Source organism: uncultured Lacinutrix sp. (genome assembly GCF_947500325.1).
Taxonomy (GTDB): domain Bacteria; phylum Bacteroidota; class Bacteroidia; order Flavobacteriales; family Flavobacteriaceae; genus Lacinutrix.
In genome coordinates this window covers 1-20,588 of the sequence record NZ_CANMRQ010000007.1, presented here as the reverse complement: position 1 = coordinate 20,588, position 20,588 = coordinate 1, and the positions used below count along the sequence as shown (strand labels likewise).

13 protein-coding genes are annotated in these 20,588 nt (G+C 31.2%); 7 read left to right on the top strand and 6 right to left on the bottom strand.

Going from position 1 to position 20,588, the window contains the following annotated elements; all coding sequences use genetic code 11:
• Positions 1-4 precede the first annotated feature (4 nt).
• A complete protein-coding gene (locus Q0997_RS10275) occupies positions 5-1,306 on the bottom strand; it encodes a hypothetical protein (protein ID WP_299888396.1) in 1,302 nt (433 codons plus the stop codon).
• A 296-nt stretch (positions 1,307-1,602) separates the two neighbouring features.
• Here Q0997_RS10275 and Q0997_RS10270 point away from each other — a divergent pair, with 296 nt between their 5' ends.
• Positions 1,603-3,027, top strand: a complete 1,425-nt coding sequence (locus tag Q0997_RS10270) for a serine hydrolase (protein WP_299888393.1) — start codon at positions 1,603-1,605, stop codon at positions 3,025-3,027.
• 90 nt (positions 3,028-3,117) lie between these two features.
• On the opposite strand, the gene Q0997_RS10265 is transcribed toward Q0997_RS10270, so the two are convergent.
• The 3 genes from Q0997_RS10265 to recR all read right to left on the bottom strand — a co-directional run bounded on the left by Q0997_RS10265 (position 3,118) and on the right by recR (position 6,270).
• The gene (locus Q0997_RS10265) at positions 3,118-4,434 is read right to left on the bottom strand and encodes a dihydrolipoamide acetyltransferase family protein (RefSeq protein ID WP_299888388.1); all 1,317 of its coding nucleotides are present in this window, start codon (positions 4,432-4,434) and stop codon (positions 3,118-3,120) included.
• Positions 4,435-4,548: 114 nt separating this feature from the next.
• Positions 4,549-5,646: a glycosyltransferase family 2 protein gene (locus Q0997_RS10260; RefSeq protein WP_299888386.1), complete on the bottom strand. Its 1,098-nt coding sequence runs from the start codon at positions 5,644-5,646 to the stop codon at positions 4,549-4,551.
• Positions 5,647-5,652: 6 nt separating this feature from the next.
• The gene (gene recR / locus Q0997_RS10255) at positions 5,653-6,270 is read right to left on the bottom strand and encodes a recombination mediator RecR (RefSeq protein WP_299888383.1); all 618 of its coding nucleotides are present in this window, start codon (positions 6,268-6,270) and stop codon (positions 5,653-5,655) included.
• A gap of 83 nt (positions 6,271-6,353) precedes the next feature.
• On the opposite strand from recR, the gene Q0997_RS10250 reads away from it, so the two are divergent.
• Positions 6,354-7,817: a sodium:solute symporter gene (locus Q0997_RS10250; RefSeq protein ID WP_299888381.1), complete on the top strand. Its 1,464-nt coding sequence runs from the start codon at positions 6,354-6,356 to the stop codon at positions 7,815-7,817.
• On the opposite strand, the gene Q0997_RS10245 is transcribed toward Q0997_RS10250, so the two are convergent.
• Entirely contained in the window at positions 7,801-8,169 is a 369-nt protein-coding gene (locus Q0997_RS10245) for a CoA-binding protein (protein ID WP_299888378.1), read from the bottom strand. The genes Q0997_RS10250 and Q0997_RS10245 overlap by 17 nt on opposite strands.
• A 134-nt stretch (positions 8,170-8,303) precedes the next feature.
• Between Q0997_RS10245 and Q0997_RS10240 the strand changes: the two genes are divergently transcribed.
• Positions 8,304-10,781, top strand: a complete 2,478-nt coding sequence (locus Q0997_RS10240; RefSeq protein WP_299888375.1) for a TonB-dependent receptor — start codon at positions 8,304-8,306, stop codon at positions 10,779-10,781.
• Positions 10,782-11,468: 687 nt separating this feature from the next.
• Here Q0997_RS10240 and Q0997_RS10235 read toward each other — a convergent pair.
• A complete protein-coding gene (locus Q0997_RS10235; RefSeq protein ID WP_299888373.1) occupies positions 11,469-12,479 on the bottom strand; it encodes a 3-oxoacyl-ACP synthase III family protein in 1,011 nt (336 codons plus the stop codon).
• A gap of 175 nt (positions 12,480-12,654) precedes the next feature.
• Here Q0997_RS10235 and Q0997_RS10230 point away from each other — a divergent pair, with 175 nt between their 5' ends.
• From Q0997_RS10230 to Q0997_RS10215, 4 genes are all read left to right on the top strand, one after another.
• The gene (locus Q0997_RS10230; RefSeq protein WP_299888370.1) at positions 12,655-15,099 is read left to right on the top strand and encodes a prolyl oligopeptidase family serine peptidase; all 2,445 of its coding nucleotides are present in this window, start codon (positions 12,655-12,657) and stop codon (positions 15,097-15,099) included.
• A 166-nt stretch (positions 15,100-15,265) separates the two neighbouring features.
• Positions 15,266-17,179, top strand: coding sequence for a molecular chaperone HtpG (gene htpG / locus Q0997_RS10225; protein ID WP_299888367.1), 1,914 nt, complete (start codon positions 15,266-15,268; stop codon positions 17,177-17,179).
• A gap of 120 nt (positions 17,180-17,299) precedes the next feature.
• Positions 17,300-17,761 (top strand): hypothetical protein, encoded by a 462-nt coding sequence (locus Q0997_RS10220; protein ID WP_299888364.1) that lies wholly within the window; start codon positions 17,300-17,302, stop codon positions 17,759-17,761.
• Between the two features lie 211 nt (positions 17,762-17,972).
• Positions 17,973-20,408 (top strand): beta-1,3-glucanase family protein, encoded by a 2,436-nt coding sequence (locus tag Q0997_RS10215; protein ID WP_299888361.1) that lies wholly within the window; start codon positions 17,973-17,975, stop codon positions 20,406-20,408.
• The last annotated feature ends 180 nt before the right edge of the window (positions 20,409-20,588 follow it).

Here is a 20,588-nt window from a genome sequence, read left to right as displayed (position 1 = left end):
GCTTTTATTCGGCTCCCCTAATGGTATAAGAACCTAGTGAAGTATAAATAGCTTGCTCGTTCTTTAACGATTCAGATTCGCTATATGTATTAGCTGCTTTTGCATAAAAATCATGGCCCTTTTCTAATTTCCATAATAAAGTAAATTCTATAGCTGCATTACTTGGTAATAATTTACCATTAGCATCTTGAATAGTTACTTGCAAATCACCTTCATAATAACCAGGAAGCGCACCTTCAATTTCAAGAAACTGAGAACTATTATGTATAGTTATAGGCTTCTCAGTAAGAAAACAATTGTCTTTAGTCGCTATATTGATTGTAGATCCAACTGGTACATTTCTACACTGAGCATTTAAAACAAATTTCTCCTTTGTTCCATCTTGATTATATATTTTAAGACTGGTTACCTTAGCTATCTGAGGATTAACATTATGCCATACAGATGCTCCATTATGAGTCAACCAAGTTGCAGAATTCCAGTTACCATCTGAAACTCCTAACGGAGAATTAAGAGTAAAATATTGATCGTTAATTGCTCCAATTACACAAACATGGGCTGCAGATTTTGGAGAAAAATTAAAAGCCTCAGAAGCACCTCTATCGCCACGATCTAATAATGCCGGTTCATTATCAGTCGACAATATTTCTCCTTCTTGGCTCCCATCTTTTGCTGTAAGACATTGATTCCAACTACTAGGTGGTTGGTTAAAACCGCCATCTGCGTAAAACATTTGTGCTTTAGGCGCTAATTCACCTCTAAATTCTAAGTTTTGAACTCTAACATAAACGTAGTTCTTTCCTACTGATGGCGTTTTCCAAAACTCGTTATTCCATTCATTAATTAATTGAGCTGGCTCTAACTCTGTATCCTGATTACAAACAATATCTATACTTTGACTATATGAACCTGGACTAGGAATTTGCCCTCTATCAGATTTATTATTTCTAGAAAACGATCCTCTCCATTGCTTCATAGCATTTGTAGCATATTTATTAGCTTGAGCTCTATCTAAACTTAACCCTTGCACCATACTCTTACTTAAAATAGAAGGATCCATTTTAATAACAGACCAATATGTATCTGCGTATACTGCAGCAAAAACATTTGCAACATCTTGATAAGTTATTTTAGGATTCATTCTTTTATATACATCACGCATAGCTTCAGTATCATAATCCTCATCATCGTAAGCTTCAATTACAGCTTTCCATAAATCTTTAATTGTTCTGATTTCCGTTTTTGTTTTTTTATAAATAGCATCACTATTTTCTTGTCCTTTTTTTAGTTTTTCTAATGTTTCCATCTCTTTAATTCTTTATTTTCTTACTCTATTTAAAATAGGCTTTTCAGATTCTACCTTTGTAATAGTAAATAGACAATCGATTGTATTACTGATGATTACAATACAAATATTTAACAATTATATCATTTTCACTAGAGTAAAATGGCTGATTAAAAAAAAGGAGTAGAATTACCTAGTCCTTTAGTCACTTTCTGCAGATAATAGAATTATTGTATTAAGTTTTTACAAAAAGTAATTCTACACTTGTAGAATACATATATATATTCTACGTTTGTAGAATACAAATTTATTTTAATATGAAAAAATACTTATCATTAATTATTATTATTGGACTAATTTCCTGTGAAAAAGAAAGCAAAAGCACTACAACTAAAATTATTAAAAACGAAAAAGCTCTCAAATTAGATACACTTTATAGTGAGCTATATCAAAAAAGTTCTTTTAATGGAAATATACTTGTAGCTGAAAAAGGAAATATCATTTTTGAAAAAAGTTATGGACTAAGGAATGAAGACACGAAAGAAAAACTAAACAAGAATAGCATATTCGAATTAGCTTCGGTTTCAAAGCAATTTACAGCTATGGGTATTGTTCTACTACAAAAAGAAGGAAAACTATCTTATGATGATGAAATAAATAAATATGTTCCAGAATTAAAAGACTACTCAGGAATTACAATAAAAAACTTACTTAACCATACTGGTGGACTGCCAGATTACATGAAACTTGCTAAATTAAATTGGAATAAATTAAATATCGCTACAAATGATGATATCCTTAAAGTATTTGAAAAAGTAAAGCCAAAAATTCTTTTTGAGCCCAATGATAAATGGGATTACAGTAATACTGGATACATGGTATTAGCAACTATAATAGAACGTGTTAGCAATAAGTCTTTTGAAAATTATTTAAAAGAAAAAATTTTTAAGCCATTACAGATGACTAATACCTTTGTTTATAGAAGAAGGTTTCAACCAAAAAAAATCAAAAATTACGCTCAAGGTTATATTTATTCTGATAGCCTGAAAAGAAAAATATTACCAGATGAACTAGGAAAAGATTTTTACGTTGTCTATTTAGATGGCATACTTGGTGATGGTATGGTAAATTCTAATCTACAAGATTTATTAAAATGGGACAGAGCGCTTTACGGTAATAACTTAATTAATGATGAAGATAGAAAAGTAATTTTTTCATCCTACAAAACAAAAAATAATACGGAAACTGATTATGGTTTTGGTTGGATGATTGATAGTACAAAAACTTATGGAAAAATAGTTTCTCATTCAGGTGGTTGGGCTGGATATATTTCTTATATGGAAAGAGATTTAGATAATGATAAGACTATAATAATTCTTCAAAACAATTCGACTTCTAACACTAAGATACCAATAAAAAATACTCGCAGAATTTTATACAGTCAAAATGTTGAAAAACCAATTGTATTAGACACTAAAATATTAAAATTGTATGCAGGAAAATATCTAAATGAAAAGAAAAAAGAAAAAGAAATAATATTTCTTAATGATAAACTTTACGTACCTATGAGTCCCGATTTTAAATTAGAACTTATACCTGTCTCAAAAAATAAATTTATTGTTGATGGATTTTCTCCAGAAGTTACCTACACTTTTATATTAAATAAAAAAGGAGAAGTTGATAAATACATAATACAACAAGAGTCTCAAAAAATTAATAAAGAAGCAAAACGAATTCAATAAGTGGTTATTACAAAGAGTAGATTCAATAAAAAAGCACAGTTTTAAAACTGTGCTTTTTTATTAATTATAATATAGTCTTAAATAAGATAATTAAATCTCGCGATTAGAATCCCAAGCTTCTAAATAATCTTTTACTGCTTTTACAAACTGTCCGCCAAGTGCTCCATTTACAACACGATGATCGTAAGAATGTGACATAAACATTTTGTAACGAATACCAATAAAATCGCCATCTGGAGTTTCTATAACTGCTGGTACTTTTCGTATAGCTCCTAAAGCTAAAATACCTACTTGCGGTTGATTAATTATTGGTGTGCCCATAATACTACCAAATGTACCAACATTTGTAACAGTATATGTTCCGCCTTGAATATCGTCTGGTTTTAACTTATTATCTCTTGCACGTCCAGCTAAATCATTTACAGCTTTAGTCATCCCTACAAGGTTTAACTGATCTGCATTTTTAATAACTGGTACAATTAAGTTTCCATCTGGTAAAGCTGCAGCCATACCAAGATTTATATTTTTCTTTTTAATGATAGTATCACCTTGAAGAGAGATATTCATCATAGGATAATCTCGTAACGCTTTAGCAACAGCTTCCATAAAAATTGGAGTAAAGGTTAAATTCTCTCCTTCACGTTTCATGAAATCACTTTTAACTTTCTTTCTCCAGTTCCAAATATTGGTAACATCTGCTTCTATAAAACTTTGAACATGTGCACTTGTTTGTACACTTTCTACCATATGATGCGCAATTAATTTGCCCATTCTAGTCATTTCTATAATCTCATCGTCACCACTTGCAACAACAGGAGCAGCTTCTTTCTTAGGTGTTGCTTTTGCTGGAGTTGAAATAGTTTTAGCAACTGGAGCCGCAGCTTGTACTGGTTGAGATCCTCTAGTCTTTAAATAGCTTTGCATATCTGCCTTAGTAACACGTCCATCTTTTCCAGTACCAGGAACAGTATCTAACTCAGCCTGAGCAATACCTTCAGCTTTTGCCATATTTTTAACTAATGGAGAATAAAAACGATCGCCATTAGAACTAATTGGAGCAGTAATTTCTTTTGCAGCAACAACAGTTTGTGCTACCTCAGCAACAGCTGGTGTTTCTACTGCAACAGTTTCTTCTTTTGGAGCTTCGGTAGCTGTATTGCCTTCTCCTTCTGTTTCTATAACTGCAATTGTTTGTCCTACTTGAACAACATCATCAACATTAAATAGCATTTCAACTAAAACACCATCAACTTCACTAGGTACTTCGCTATCTACTTTGTCTGTAGCAATTTCCAAAACTGCTTCATCTGCTTCAATAGTCTCTCCAACTTCTTTTAACCAAGATGTAATCGTTGCTTCTGCAACGCTTTCTCCCATTTTCGGTAATTTTAGTTCAAATCTTGCCATATTGATAAAAATAGTGTCTTTTTATATTTTGAGATTGCAAAATTAATAAAAAATAGCCTATTTATTTAACTATTCAATATAATTTTGAAATCGTAATTTTTAATAAAATGATTTTTAAAAGGTTACCACTTCGCCTCTACTTTTAGACGAATTGCTTCCGATGATAAAATTAGCGTTTTTTGGAAGGATTTTAAATGATAAATTTTTATTTTTTTCTGAAGTTGAAATAATATTAATTATTGTTTCAAAAGAAAGATAATTAGCATCTAAAATCACTTCAGTATTTTTCTTTATATCCTTATACTCTAAAAGTACTTCTATAGGTTTTTGTAATTGCTGTTCTAACTTTAAATAATTCTTATTTGAAATTAACACATAGCTTTCAATAGTTTTTTTCTCTTCTAACGAGTTACTTTTTAAAAACTTTGCACTTTTAATTCCTAAGTAAACTAAAAGATCAAATATTATATTTCTAGAAAAATGCTTTTTATAAAAAATTTGCATAGCACCATAAAAGCGTTTGGCATACACTTTATCTTTTAAAGTACTTTCTCCTTTATAATGAATAATAGTGCTATTACCATAATAGTAGTTTTTAACATCAGATTGTTCTATTTTGTATGACAAATCAATATCTTCTCCATACATAAAATAGTCTTCATCAAAGCCATTAACTTCATTATATTTATTACGTTTTAAATACATAAAAGCACCAACAAAAACCGATACATAACCTGATGCCTTTTCGGTTAAATGATTAGCATAATATTCTTTAGAAAACCCTAAAGCTTTTTTAATTGCTATAAATGGTGTTGGAACATTACGCTTACTTTCTGGTAAATATGTACCTCTACCATCAATTAATCTACATCCAAAAATGCCGTGATCTTTTATTATTGTAGATAAATAATGAAGATTATTAAAAATAGATTCAGGAATAACAGTATCTGGATTTAATATACATAAATACTGTCCTTTTGCCTGAGTTACTCCAATATTATTTCCTTTTGAAAATCCTAAATTCTTTTTATTTTCTATAAGCTTAATGTTCGGAAATTTCTCTTTAACCATTTCACAACTATCATCTTGTGAATTGTTGTCTATTACAATAATTTCTGCATCCAAACCTTTAACTGCAGCTTCAACGCTTTGCAAACACAACTCTAAAAAATTGCGCACATTATAATTGAGTATGATAACTGAAAGTTGCAAATGCAATTATTGTTTTAATGAGGTTTCAAAAGGAATGCGATTTAAGATACTACGCCCTAAGGTAATTTCATCTGCGTATTCTAACTCATCTCCAACGGCAATTCCACGAGCAATAGTAGACGTTTCAACATCTAAGCCTTGTAATTGTTTAAAAATATAAAAGTTTGTTGTGTCTCCTTCCATTGTTGGGCTTAATGCAAAAATAAGTTCTTTAACATTTCCTGCTTTCACCTTATTTACTAAACTAGTAATATTTAAATCATGTGGACCTATACCTTCAATTGGGTTTATTTTTCCACCAAGCACATGATATAACCCTTTATGTGACGCTGTATTCTCTATAGCCATTACATCACGAATATCTTCAACAACGCAAATAACATCAACTTTTCTTAACGGATTAGAACATATTTCGCATAATTCTACATCACTAATATTGTGGCAAGATTTACAAAATTTCAAATCCTCTCTCATACTAGTAATTGCTTGAGATAAATTACTTGTATGCTCTTTTGGTTGTTTCAATAAATGCAAAGCTAAACGTAAAGCTGTTCGCTTACCTATACCTGGTAATTGCGAAATTTCATTTACTGCATTTTCTAGAAGTTTTGAAGAGAATTCCATAGCTGCGAATTTAATATTTATTATCAACTTGTTTATCCTTCTTTTAAAGTAATTCGTATTTTGGACATCACAAAACGATTAACATGACAGCAACACAAATAATTTTACTTATTGCAGCTTATTTTGGAGTCCTAATTCTTATTTCTTATTTCACTGGAAAAGAAGATACCAATGCCGCTTTTTTTAAAGCAAATAAATCTGCGCCATGGTATTTAGTAGCCTTTGGTATGATTGGAGCCTCTCTATCTGGTGTAACTTTTATTTCTGTTCCTGGTGCTGTTGAAACAAAACAGTTTGGGTATTTTCAAGTTGTACTTGGCTATTTTATAGGATATTTAATAATTGCCTACGTCTTATTGCCATTATATTATCGCTTAAATCTAACTTCGATTTACACCTATTTAAGAGATCGTTTTGGAACTATTAGCTATAAAACGGGCTCTGTCGCTTTTCTTATCTCTAGAACTGTTGGTGCTGCTTTTCGTTTATTTTTAGTTGCTAAAGTTTTACAACTATTAGTTTTTGATCAATTTAACATTCCATTTCCTATAACTGTAATAATTACTATTGCTTTAATCTGGCTATATACTTTTAAAGGTGGTATTAAAACAATAATTTTTACAGACACTTTACAAACGCTATTCATGCTTATTTCGGTTATAGTAACTATTTCATTTTTAGCATCTGCTTTAGATTTAAATAGTATTTCTGAAATATATGCTAATGTTAAGACTAGTGATTTAAGTAAAGTTTTCTTTTTTGGAGATGGTAACAATCCTCAATACTTCTGGAAAAGCTTTTTAGCTGGTATTTTTATTACCATTACAATGACAGGTTTAGATCAAGATATGATGCAAAAAAACTTAACCTGCCGAAATATCAAAGAAGCTCAAAAGAATATGATTTCGTTTGCTGTTGTACTTGTTTTTGTAAACATTTTATTCTTAGCATTAGGATTAATGCTTACACAATATGCTACTCAAAATGGTATTACAGCTAAGAAAGATGACTTATTCCCAGCGATAGCAATGTTACCGCAAATTGGAATAGCAACTTCTGCCTTTTTTCTTTTAGGTCTAATTGCAGCAGCTTATTCTAGTGCAGATTCTGCTTTAACTTCTTTAACAACATCTTTTTGTATTGACATTATAGAGTTAGACAAAAAACCTCAAGAAGAACAAAAGAAATTACGTAAACGTGTACATGTTTTATTCAGTTTTATTTTAGTAATTGTTATTGTTTTGTTTGATACTATTTTTACAGACGTCTCAGTAATATGGGAACTATTTAAAGCTGCCGGATATACTTATGGTCCATTACTAGGTTTATTTGCCTTTGGTATTTTAACTAAAAAACACATTAAAGACAGATATGTTTGGATTATTGCACTTGTTGCGCCATTATTATCATATCTAATGAATATGTATTCTGAAACTTTGTTTAACGGCTATAAATTTGGATTTGAAATATTAATAGTTAATGGTTTAATAACATTTCTAGGGTTATTATTTATCTCAAAGAAGAATACTATTAGTACTGATTCGTAGATAGCAAAACTAAGGTACATGCTATTTCATAATCTATTTTATTTTCATTTAAAAGGTTATAAAATTCAGGATTTTCTGTTCCTGGATTAAAAATAACACGTTTAGGTTTTAAGGAAATAATATAATTATAATATGATTTCTGCCTTGTAGGATTTAAATACAGAGTTACAGTATCTATATTTTTATATGGTTTTAATTCTGTATCTATTATAACACCATATTCTTCACCTTTACGCATTCCAAAAGCAACAGTATCATGTTTATAATTTACTAACTTCCTAATAGCCATATTAGAGTATCGCTCTGGTTTTATTGATGCTCCAATTACTAATGTTTTCTTATTTAAACTCATCTATTTTTTTTACAAATGTTAAAAACGTGTTAACGATTGTTAAATATAGTAACACAATATAAAATTAAGCGTCTTTAATATAACACAATGCTTAAAACCAATTAAAATCAATCAATCAATCAAAAATCAACCTAATGAAAAAATTAATGATTATTTGCTTGTTAATGTTTTCCTTCTCATTACAAGCACAAACTTCTGTAACAAAAGCACCAGCCTTTAAATCTGGAATTATTACAGGAACTATTTTAGACGGCACACTTAATGAACCCTTACCATATGTGAATATAGTGGTAAGAAATTTAAAAAACGAAATTATTACTGGTAGCATTACTAAAGATAATGGTACTTTTTATATGAATGATATTCCTGAAGGCAAAAGCAAAGTAAGCATAGAGTATTTAGGCTATAAAACTGTTAGCAGAGAAATTACAATTGATAAAGAAAATAATAGAATTGACTTTGGTAATGTAAAAATATTTGAATCTGCAACAAGTTTAGGAGAAGTAGAAATTACTGCTGAAGTCACTACTATTAAACAAAAAGTAGATAGAAAAGTTATTACTGTTGGTAAAGATTTAACAACGACTGGTCCCACAGCTAGTGATATCATGAACAACTTACCAAGTGTAAGTGTAGATCAACAAACTGGTAATATTAGCTTAAGAGGTAATCAAAACGTAAGAGTAATGGTAGACGGAAAGCTATCTAACATTCCTGCTGCTCAATTATTAAAACAAATCCCTTCTACGTCTATAAAAAGTATTGAATTAATTACAAATCCTTCGGCTAAATATAACCCTGAAGGTATGAGTGGTATAATAAATATCATCTTGAAAAAGAACGCTAAAATTGGATTTAATGGTAGTATAAACCTAGGTTTGAATTACGATATTAATGCAAAGTTCAATTCTTCAATAGACTTAAATTACAGAAACGGTAAATTTAATATTTACGGTAACTATGGTAATAATATTGCAAGAAATGCTAATAGAGGAAACATTTTTAGAGTAGACGATAATTCTGAACAGTTATTTAGTGGCTTATCTAACACTAAAAACCACTTATTTAAAGTTGGTATAGATTATTATCTAAACGATAAGAATACTATTTCTTTCTTTACTAATCAAAACACATTTGATTCTAAATCTAATAATGATACTGATGTATTATTTTATGATGCTAGTGAGTTTAATCAATCACAAACTTTTTTTAACGAGAATGACAATAATTCTGGACAATACAATTTTAATTATAAATTAGATTTTGCTAAAGATGGGCATAATATTGAATTAGAAGTCGACTATAATGACTTTGCTCAAGATGAAGACGCAAACTTTTTTAGCTCTGGCGCCGGAATTTTAAGTCCTACTCGTGAAGATATAGTTAATACAGAAAGAAACAGGACAACAGTTAATTTAGATTATGTTAATCCATTAAACGATGAGACAAAATTAGAATTAGGATTACAAGCTAGATTATTTGATACTAATATTGATTTCTCTTCTACTGGGTTAAGCTTTAATGAAGCTGGTATGATAAGACAAATACCAACTACAAATTTTGATTATGAAAGAAATATTTTTTCTGCTTATGCCACTTATGGTAAAAAATTAGAAAAATTCACTTATCAATTAGGCTTACGTGCAGAAACTGTAACTGTCGAAGCAAATGCTTTAGAAACTGAAGTAGCTACAAATGTTACAACGCCGCAACCATTTGAAAATGATTACTTTCAAGTATATCCTTCATTATTTTTAACCTATAATCCTTCAGAGAAAAATTCATACCAATTTAGTTATAGTAGAAGAATAGATAGACCAGGTATTGGACAAGTAAATCCAATTAGAGAGTGGAGCACGCCTTTAATTTCTCAATTTGGTAATCCAAACTTATTACCTCAATTCACAAACTCTGCAGAAGTTAATTATACACGTCAATTAAAAAGTGGAAGTATTACTGCCGGTGTTTTTTATAGAATTATTGAAGACGAAATTAATACAGCCGTATTTGTAGATCAAACCGATTTAAGCCGTTTAATTCTTACAAATGATAATTTCGATAATACATCTGCATATGGTATAGAATTATCAAGTAATTACAGGCCAACAAAATGGTGGAGTATTAATGCTAGTTTCGATTTATTTTCGCAAACGCAAACTGGTATTACAGAACGTATAGATGTACCATTAGAAGATGCTACAGTTAATGATATTATAAGAAGTGAAGTAGAAGTAGATAACGTAGCATGGAATTTTAGAGCCTTTAATAATTTCAAAGTAAACAAGACATTATCATTTTCATTATTTGCAATGTATCGTGCTAAAAATAAAGGCATTCAGTTTGAAACCAACCCAATGTATTTTGTAAATGTTGGGGCTAGAAAAAGTTTCGCTAAAGGAAAAGGATCTTTAAGTTTAAATTATAGTGACGTTTTCAATACAATGCAATTTGGATTTGAAGGACAAAACCCATTTAGACAAACTGGAGCTTTTAGATGGGAAAATCAAAATATTTTCTTAGGCTTGAATTATAGATTTGGAGGTGGAAAATATCGTGCAAAATCAAGAAAATCTAGAGATAATGATGAAAAATCTGGAGGCGGATTTATATAAAAATTACAACAGTACTAATTAGTGTTAATAACCTACGTAATAGTTGATGGTTAGTGTTAATGTTAGGTTATTAAACAAGAAAACCCAGAACTTTATAAGTTTTGGGTTTTTGCTTTTATATAACCACAACTAACAAATGTTATTGAATGTTAACATATTTTTATGTCAACGTTAAATTATGTTAAATACTGAAAATCAGTGTAATAAAAACAGTTTTCTTTCGTCTTATAAGAAACACAACATAAGTATACGAATACATTAATTTGAATTAGTCTTCCATTAAAACGTTCGTAAACACGTTAAGTTTATATGATTAATAGCAAGAAAGCCTGAAACTAAAGTTTCAGGCTTTCTATTTTATAAAAGGATACTCAATGTATTATTTCCTATTACTAAAATAATTAGAAACTAGCTTAGCAACTGCGGCTGTGGAAAGTCCTAATAGTAAAAGCATCGTACTATATTTATTTTGAAGAATAGACTCAGTAAAAAGATTAGTCATTGCTAAAATCGATAAACAAGAACCTATTGCCCATAAAGAAACAAAAATCAATACTGTTTTTTTTGAAACATTAGTAAGGAAATTATTTTTTATCATTGATATATGTATTAAAAATTAATGAAATTAAGTATAACTATTTTTAATCATAATTCCAAGAAACACAATCAATCTCTTGAGATAAATTATTACCATTTAATAATAACACTTCCCCAAGTAAAACCACTACCAAAAGCAGCTAAGACAACATTATCTCCTTCTTTTATTTTTCCTTCTTCCCAGGCCTCAGTTAAAGCAATAGGTATAGATGCAGCAGTTGTATTTCCATAACGCATTATGTTATTATAGACTTGATCATTACTTAATCCAAACTTCTTCTGTATAAATTGAGAGATACGTAAATTGGCTTGATGCGGAATTAGCATATCTATATCTTCCTTTTGCAAATTATTAGCTGTTAAACCTTCAATAATAGCTTCGCTAAATCTAACTACAGCGTGTTTAAATACAAATTGCCCATTCATGTGAGGATAGTAAGACACATCTTCAGGATCATTTTCTTCCATAATAGCATCAACCCAACGACCAGTACTTGGGCCTTCTAAAGCCAGTTCTCCAGCATGCTTACCTTCACTATGTAAATGCGTAGATAAAATACCTTTGCTATTATCCTCTTCCCTTGTCATTACTGCTGCTCCTGCTCCATCGCCAAAAATAACAGTAACACCGCGACCGCGTGTAGAGCGTTCTAAACCACCAGAATGGTTTTCACTTCCAATAACCAAAATGTTTTTATACATTCCAGTTTTTATAAATTGATCTGCAACAGACACTGCATAGATAAAACCAGAACATTGGTTACGTATATCTAAAGCACCAACAGTTGGCATGTCTAACATATCTTGAACACGAACGCCACCACCAGGAAAATACATATCTGGGCTTAAAGTTGCAAAAATGATAAAATCAATTTCATCTTTAGTTACTCCAGCACGTTCCATTGCTATTTTTGCTGCTTTCACTCCCATTGATGATGTAGTATCATCACTAGTTTCTGTATCAATCCAACGACGTTCTTTAATACCAGTACGTTCTTGAATCCACTCATCATTAGTATCCATCCACTGCTTCAAATCGTCATTTGTCACTACATTTTCTGGCACATACTTGCCAAGTCCTATTATTTTCGAATTGTACATATAAATAATTTAGTCATGCAATTTAATGCTTTCAACTATAAAGAATAAATGAATCCTTTTCAATAATTATGCACGCATAATACTTCGATTATCACAAATCTTTAACATTCTTTTAATATTAGTAATAGTATCAATTAATTAGATTTACTAAAACCACTTCAAATACAATCAAAAAATGAAAAAAATAATCTTTTTAATTACATTGTTTTTGAGCACTCTAACATATGCTCAAGAAAATGTAACCTATCAAAAACCAACAAAGGAAATTCTAGAATTAGCTGAAGCACCTTTAGCTCCTAATATTAGAATGGATGATCAAGGAGAAAACATTGTTTTTCTTTATAGAAGTAACTTTAAAAGCATAGAAACGCTTTCTGAAAAAGAAATGCGATTAGGAGGTTTAAGAATAAACCCAAAAACAAATATAAACAGTAGACAAACCTATTTTAATGATATAAAAGTTCGTTTAGGAAGAAATAGTAACGAAACTACTATAAATGGATTACCAAATAATGGGCGTTATGCAAACTTCTCTTGGTCTCCAAATCAAAAAATGATGGCCTTTACAAATACTGTAAATAATGGTGTAGAACTTTGGATACTTGATATTGCTTTAAAATCTGCAAAAAAAATAACACAAGCCAATCTTAATGCAAATACCGGAAGACCATTTTCATGGTTTAAAGACAGTAAGTCATTATTGATTAAAACGTTATTAAAAAACAAAAAAGCGCTTATAGATACCAAAACTGCTGTTCCAACTGGTCCAACAATTTCTATTAGTGAAGTAGGAAAAAAAGCTCAAAACAGAACTTATCAAGATCTATTAAAAAACAAAACTGATGAGCATAATTTTGAACAATTAGTTTTGTCTGAATTGCAAAAAGTAGATTTAAACGGTAAAACAAGTTTGTGGATGAAAAGTGATATGTATAGAAGTATTTCTTTTTCACCAGACGGAAATTATATCATGGTAACAACTATAGAAAAACCTTTTTCTTATTTAGTACCTTATTTTAGATTCCCTTCTAAAACGAATATTTATAATACTAAAGCAAACTTAATTACAACTGCTTTAGAAGTGCCTTTAATTGAAGATTTACCTAAAGGTTTTATGGCTGTAAGACAAGGAAAAAGAAATCTTACTTGGAGAGATGATAAACCAGCAACCTTGGTTTGGGCTGAAGCTTTAGATGCTGGAGACCCTGAAAAAGAAGTCGATTTTAGGGATCAAGTATTTGAGTTAAAAGCACCTTTTGTAGGCAATGGCAAACCCTTAATAAAAACTATTGGGCGTTTTTACGATGTAGAATGGGGAAATGATAATACTGCTATTGCTCATGATTATTGGTGGAATACAAGAAATACAAAATCTTATGTCTTTAATCCATCTAATAATGCCTCTAAACCTATAATGATTTATGATAGAAACTATCAAGATCGTTATAGCGATCCCGGTGCTTTTGTTACAAAGCGTAATCAATTTGGGCGCTATACATTAGATCTAGTTGGAGATAATGCTTATTTAAGAGGAGATGGTTATAGTGAAAAAGGAAAATTTCCTTTTATAGATGAGATGAATTTAAAAACAAAAAAGACTGAACGTTTATATCAATCTAAATTAACAGATAAGATTGAAGATATTTCTTCTGCTATCGATATGAATAAAGGAGAAATACTGGTTAGAATTGAATCTAAAAACGAGTATCCAAATTACTACATAAGGAATATAAAAAAGAAAATAGCACCAATACCATTAACTCAATTTAAAAACCCTTTTAACAGTATTCAAAATGTACATAAAGAAGTTATAAAATACAAACGTGATGATGGATTAGAACTATCTGGAACTTTGTATTTACCAACTAACTACCAAGAAGGAAAAAAATATCCAATGATAATGTGGGCTTATCCAGAAGAATTTAAAGACAAAGGCAGTGCTGGACAAAATACTAAAAGCTCAAATGAATTCACCTATCCATGGTATGGTTCTCCAATTTATTGGGTAACTAAAGGTTATGTTGTATTAGATGATGCTTCTTTCCCTATAGTTGGTGAAGGAGAAGAAGAACCAAATGATACATTTATTAAGCAATTGGTTTCTAATGCAAAAGCTGCTATTGATGCTGTAGATAATTTAGGCTATATAAATAGAGAAAAAGTAGCTGTTGGTGGGCATTCTTATGGTGCGTTCATGACTGCTAATTTATTATCGCATTCTAATTTATTTGCTGCCGGAATTGCAAGAAGTGGAGCCTATAATAGAACATTAACACCTTTCGGGTTTCAAAGTGAAGAACGTAATTACTGGGAAGCTCCAGAGATATACTATAACATGTCACCATTTATGCACGCAGACACCATGAAAACCCCTTTATTATTAATTCATGGAGAAGCAGATAATAACTCTGGTACATATCCACTACAAAGTGAACGTTATTTTAATGCGCTTAAAGGTCTTGGTGCTCCAGTACGCTTAGTGATGCTACCCAAAGAGAGTCATGGATACAGAGCTAAAGAATCTGTATTACACATGCTGTGGGAACAAGACCAATGGCTAGAAAAGCACTTAAAGAATGACGCATCAACTATAAATAAAAAAGAGTCTATTAAAAAATAAAAAACAATAGTTTTAAGTTAAAAAAGTCATTCTTAGGTAAGAATGACTTTTTTTATGCCAAGTTGTCAAAAAAGTAGAAATGGTATTTTTTTTGACTTATGCATGTCAGAAAATAAACAAACCTTTTTCGTTTAACCGGAAAAGAACAAATAAAACTATTTCAATTATGGCAAAAGGAAATATTAATGTTTCAGTAGAAAACATTTTCCCATTAATTAAAAAATTCTTGTACAGTGATCACGAAATCTTTTTACGTGAGTTAATTAGTAACGGTACAGATGCAACTTTAAAACTTAAGCATTTAACAAGTATTGGTGAAAGTAAATCTGAATACGGAAATCCAGTTATTGAAGTTAAAATTGATAAAGAAGGCAAAAAACTTCATATTATAGATCAAGGTTTAGGGATGACTGCTGAAGAAGTTGAAAAATACATCAACCAAGTAGCGTTCTCTGGAGCTGAAGAATTTTTAGATCAGTATAAAGATTCAGCTAAAGACTCTGGAATTATTGGACATTTTGGTCTTGGTTTCTATTCTGCATTTATGGTAGCAGAAAAAGTAGAGATTATTACTAAATCTCATAAAGAAGGAACAGAAGCTGCACACTGGACTTGTGATGGTTCTCCAGAATTTACTTTAGAAGCTCATGATAAAACAGACAGAGGAACAGAAATAATTCTTCATATTGCTGAAGACTCAACTGAGTTTTTAGAAGAATCTCGTATTGGTAGCTTATTATCTAAGTATAACAAGTTTATGCCTATTCCAATTAAATTTGGAACCAAAGAGGTTAACGATCCAGACCATACTCCAGAAACAACAAAGGATGCTGAAGGTAAAGAAACAACTGAGCCGCAAAAGAAAATTACTGTAGATAACATTATCAATAATCCTAATCCAGCTTGGACAAAACAACCAACAGAATTAGAAGATGAAAACTATAAAAGTTTTTACAGAGAGTTATATCCTGCTCAATTTGAAGAGCCTTTATTTAATATACATTTAAATGTAGATTATCCATTTAACTTAACAGGAATCTTATATTTCCCTAAGATGACTCAAGATATGAGCATGCAAAAGGATAAGATCCAATTATACCAAAACCAAGTATTTGTAACAGATAATGTTGAAGGTATTGTACCAGAATTTTTAACAATGCTTCGTGGTGTTATCGATTCTCCAGACATTCCATTAAACGTATCGCGTTCTTATTTACAAGCCGATGGTGCTGTAAAAAAGATCTCTTCTTACATTACACGTAAGGTTGCAGATAAATTAAAATCGTTATTTAATAATAGCCGTGAAGATTTTGAAGCTAAATGGAACGATATTAAAATTGTTATCGAATATGGTATGTTGTCTGAAGATAAATTCTTCGAAAAAGCAGATGCCTTTGCATTATACCCAACTGTAGATAATAAATACTATACATACGAAGAATTAGAAAACGCTATTAAAGCAAACCAGACTGACAAAGATGGTAAAATGGTGATTTTGTATGCTAGTAATATAGACGAGCAACATACTTACATTGAAGCTGCTAAAGCTAAAGGTTATGAGGTATTGTTATTAGACTCGCCTATTATTTCTCATTTAATGCAGAAATTAGAAAGCACAAAAGAAAATATTACGTTTACTCGTGTAGATGGAGATGCTATCGATAAATTAATAAACAAAGACGATAAGGCTATTTCTAAATTAGATGAAGACCAAACTAAAGTATTAGATGAGTTATTAAAAGAAGTTATTCCTTCAGAAAAATTCACAGTACAATTAGAACCTCAAGAAAGTGATGCAACACCATTTATGATTACGCAGCCAGAATTTATGCGTCGTATGAAAGAGATGCAAGCAACAGGCGGCGGCGGTATGAATATGTTTGGTAATATGCCAGAGATGTACAACCTAATTGTTAATACAAACTCTGAATTAGTTGGCGAGATTTTAAGTACAAAAACTAAGAAAAAGCAAGAGCGCTTAATTAACCAAAGTTTAGACTTAGCACGTTTATCTCAAGGTCTTTTAAAAGGAAAAGAATTGAGTGATTTTATTAAGCGTAGCTACGAAATGATAAAATAACGTATATTATAAACGTTATAACAACTAAACCACTTTGTTTGTACAAGGTGGTTTTTTTATTACATAAACTAAACTATTATTTTGTAACAAACGCAATAGAAAAGCTACCTATCTTTTATCATGAAAAGACTACAAAACATAATTTTAGGACTGTCTGCAATATTAGCTATTATTATAATTATAGATTTTAGCTTTACAGGACAAACCATAGAAGAATTAACTATAGATACCAAAGCAAAGCTTGAACGTTATTATAATGCAGGTGGTAATTCGCATACTTCGCATAGGGTTATAACAGAAAACTATAATTTTTTAGTAACAGAAGCATTTCAAGACGCTGTAGAAGATAATACTGCTTTACAACTCGCCATTTCTCCAATATTTAATGAAGTAAATAGTGCTAAAATTACAAAAACGCAACAAAAAGAAACGTACTCTCTTCGTATCTATTCAGGATTAATTTTCCCATTGTTACTACTTATTGCTTTGGTCCTCTTTTTTAAATTCCCAGATAGATTAACGATTATAACCTTTATACTAGTTATACTTAACATCGCTAATTTTACATATCTCTGTTTTTAAATGTAAAGTATAGACCAATTTAATCTAGATACTTCCAAAAAAGAAGTGTTTTTTTTATGCTTTTATTCTAATAACAGAGCATTTTACAGCTCAAAAACACGTAGTTCTACGCATTTAATTTGTAAGAAAAACAAGTAGTTTCGCTTAAGCGCTTATATAAAACGGTTTAATATCAAGCGTACTATATCCTCAATTCAAAAAAACATAAAACATGGCAACACCAAAAACAACAACTACCAATATTATTTCCCCATCGGTTGGACAATCGCTAACCTCTGTTATATCTGGCACTAATGGCCTTTCGGTATCTTCAACTAAGCCTTTTACAAATCAACCTGGATATCTTCTTCTTAATGATACCAAAGACAATTTCGCTTTAATCTCCTATGCTAATATCAAAAATGACACGTTCAATGTATTAGCACAAATGGCAGGAAAAGGCACTACTATTTTAAAAGGAAATATGACTGTTAATGTCGCAGCACAAGGAAAAACTTTAAAAGGGTCTAGCGCAAGCTTTACAACAACTTCTTTTACTATAGAAAAAGGGCCTACCTTTATAGGTACAGGATACATATGCATTTTGGGAGCTGGAGGAAATGGTATTTTTAGTTACGATAAAACGACAAGTACCTTACCTACCGCAACCCAACAAGGTGTTTTTAAAGATTGTGTATTAGTTGAGGCTTTTGGTGTTACTCCTGGTCAAGATCCATTTACAATTACTGTGCCTGCAGAAACCATCGTGATTGAATCGTCTGTGCCTACAGAAGGCGCAACAATTACAAGCGAAACTATAACTGTAAAAGCCAATACTTCATTTACGTTAAAAGCAGTCTCTACAACTGTAGGTTTTGCTAAAGCCACAGCAAGTAAACCTGGTTATTTACTAATGCCAATGTCTAACGGTTCTATAGAAGTTGTAAGCTATACTGGTTTAACAAGTACTGCTTTCACAGGAGCTACTTGCAAAAAAGCTGGAACATTTACTATTGGTACAGCTGTAAAATCGACTGCTAATAGTCCTATTACATTTAGCTTTACTAATAATACTACAAGTACAGACGAGATATATGTAGCAATCGCAGGAGAACGTTATGATGCTTCTGGGAATTTAACTAATGGCTACCTAACGCAACCCACAGCTGGCCAAGCATTAACATATACAGAGATCACTACAGAAAAAAAAGTACCTACATTTAAACTATTTAAAGCAAATTCTGCTCTTAGCTCAAAGACAAATTTAATTATACCAAATTCACCATTTGGTCGCTTTACTGCTTGCCGTATTATTTTTAGTATTGGCACGCCACCAGTAATAGATATTTTAAGTGGCGCACCCGCTTTTCCAGCTTGCTCTAATGCAAATGATCCAAATGATAAAACGATATACGATTTTGTAGAATTCACTCAAAGAAACGCACCTAATGATGGTGTTTTATTTATAAACACAACCCAAGTTGATCAAGTTGGTATTCCTTTTAAAATGCAAACTGTTCCAGCAGACGCAATTAATACAGATGGTGTAGGAATCACGACTTCTTATGCTACTCTTAAAACAGATTACGCGACATATATTAATACACAAATTCCTACAGCTACTAGTACTAAAGCCAATACTGCATTCAATGCTTTGGCCATGAACACAAGAATACTTAATCCTGCCGATGCTATTACAAATCCACCTGGAGGCACGACATTACCAGCTCTAGATAGCTTTTTTGATACTGCATTAACCACCTTTTTTAATAAGTATACTACAGGTAAAAAAACATTTATTCTTAAACGCAATGGATTTTATTTTAGTGGTAAAACCATTATAGGTTATGCTCCTGCTCCTTATGCTTATAACGGTACATGTACAGGAACTTCTATTATAATACCATCTACCACAAAAACGTGTTTGCAAGCGGGAATGCAAGTTACAGGCACAGGTATAACAGCTGCAACAACAATTAGTAAAGTAAAAGTAGACAGCACTGGCACAACCGTTACACTAAATCCTGCGACTACTGCACAAGGTAATCCTGCAGATTATACATTTGCAGTACCAGACAACTATACAGTATTACAATTAACACAAATTACCTCAGCTACAAATACTACACCTGTTTCTGGAGGACAAGTGTACCAAATATATGCGCCGTATTTTGGAGCTGGTAATTACCCAACAGGGTTTCCAATTAAAAGTACTACCTCAACAACAAAACCAAGTGCTCCACCATGGATTGCACAAGCCTCTGCTGGTAGAATGGTATTTGGAAATTTAGGCGCCTTTGCCGATGGCACTTTTCAAGCCTATGCAAAACAATTTACTGGAACAGACGCGAGTGCTCAAATCTTACTAGATATAGAAAACACCATTGTATCTGCTTTTAACCGCGGTATTGCTAATGCAGTTGCCGCAGGTAGCGATGTCTCTGCTGCATGGGATGACAATACAACCTTTTACCCAGTAGCAAATACTGGAAGTAATTGGTCTAATTTTTATGCAGGATTTTTGCACAATGCCGGTGTAAGTATTACTGCTCCTGGCTCTTCTATTGGCTTGGCTTACGGCTTTGCTTACGATGATCAAGGTAATAACGACCCAACGCTTGCTAGTATTTACCCAAGTAAAGTTAATATTACGCTACACAAACGGTAAAACACATATTGTTAAAAAAATACTTGAATAGTATTAAATAATTAAAATCTATTAAATTTATAATATATACAAGAGATATAATAGCAATTGCTATTATATAATTGTTGTATGCAATAGTCCATTTCGATAGGACAATTTTTTCGGAGGAGTGCGCTGGAATGATGGAGTTATCATTCTGAT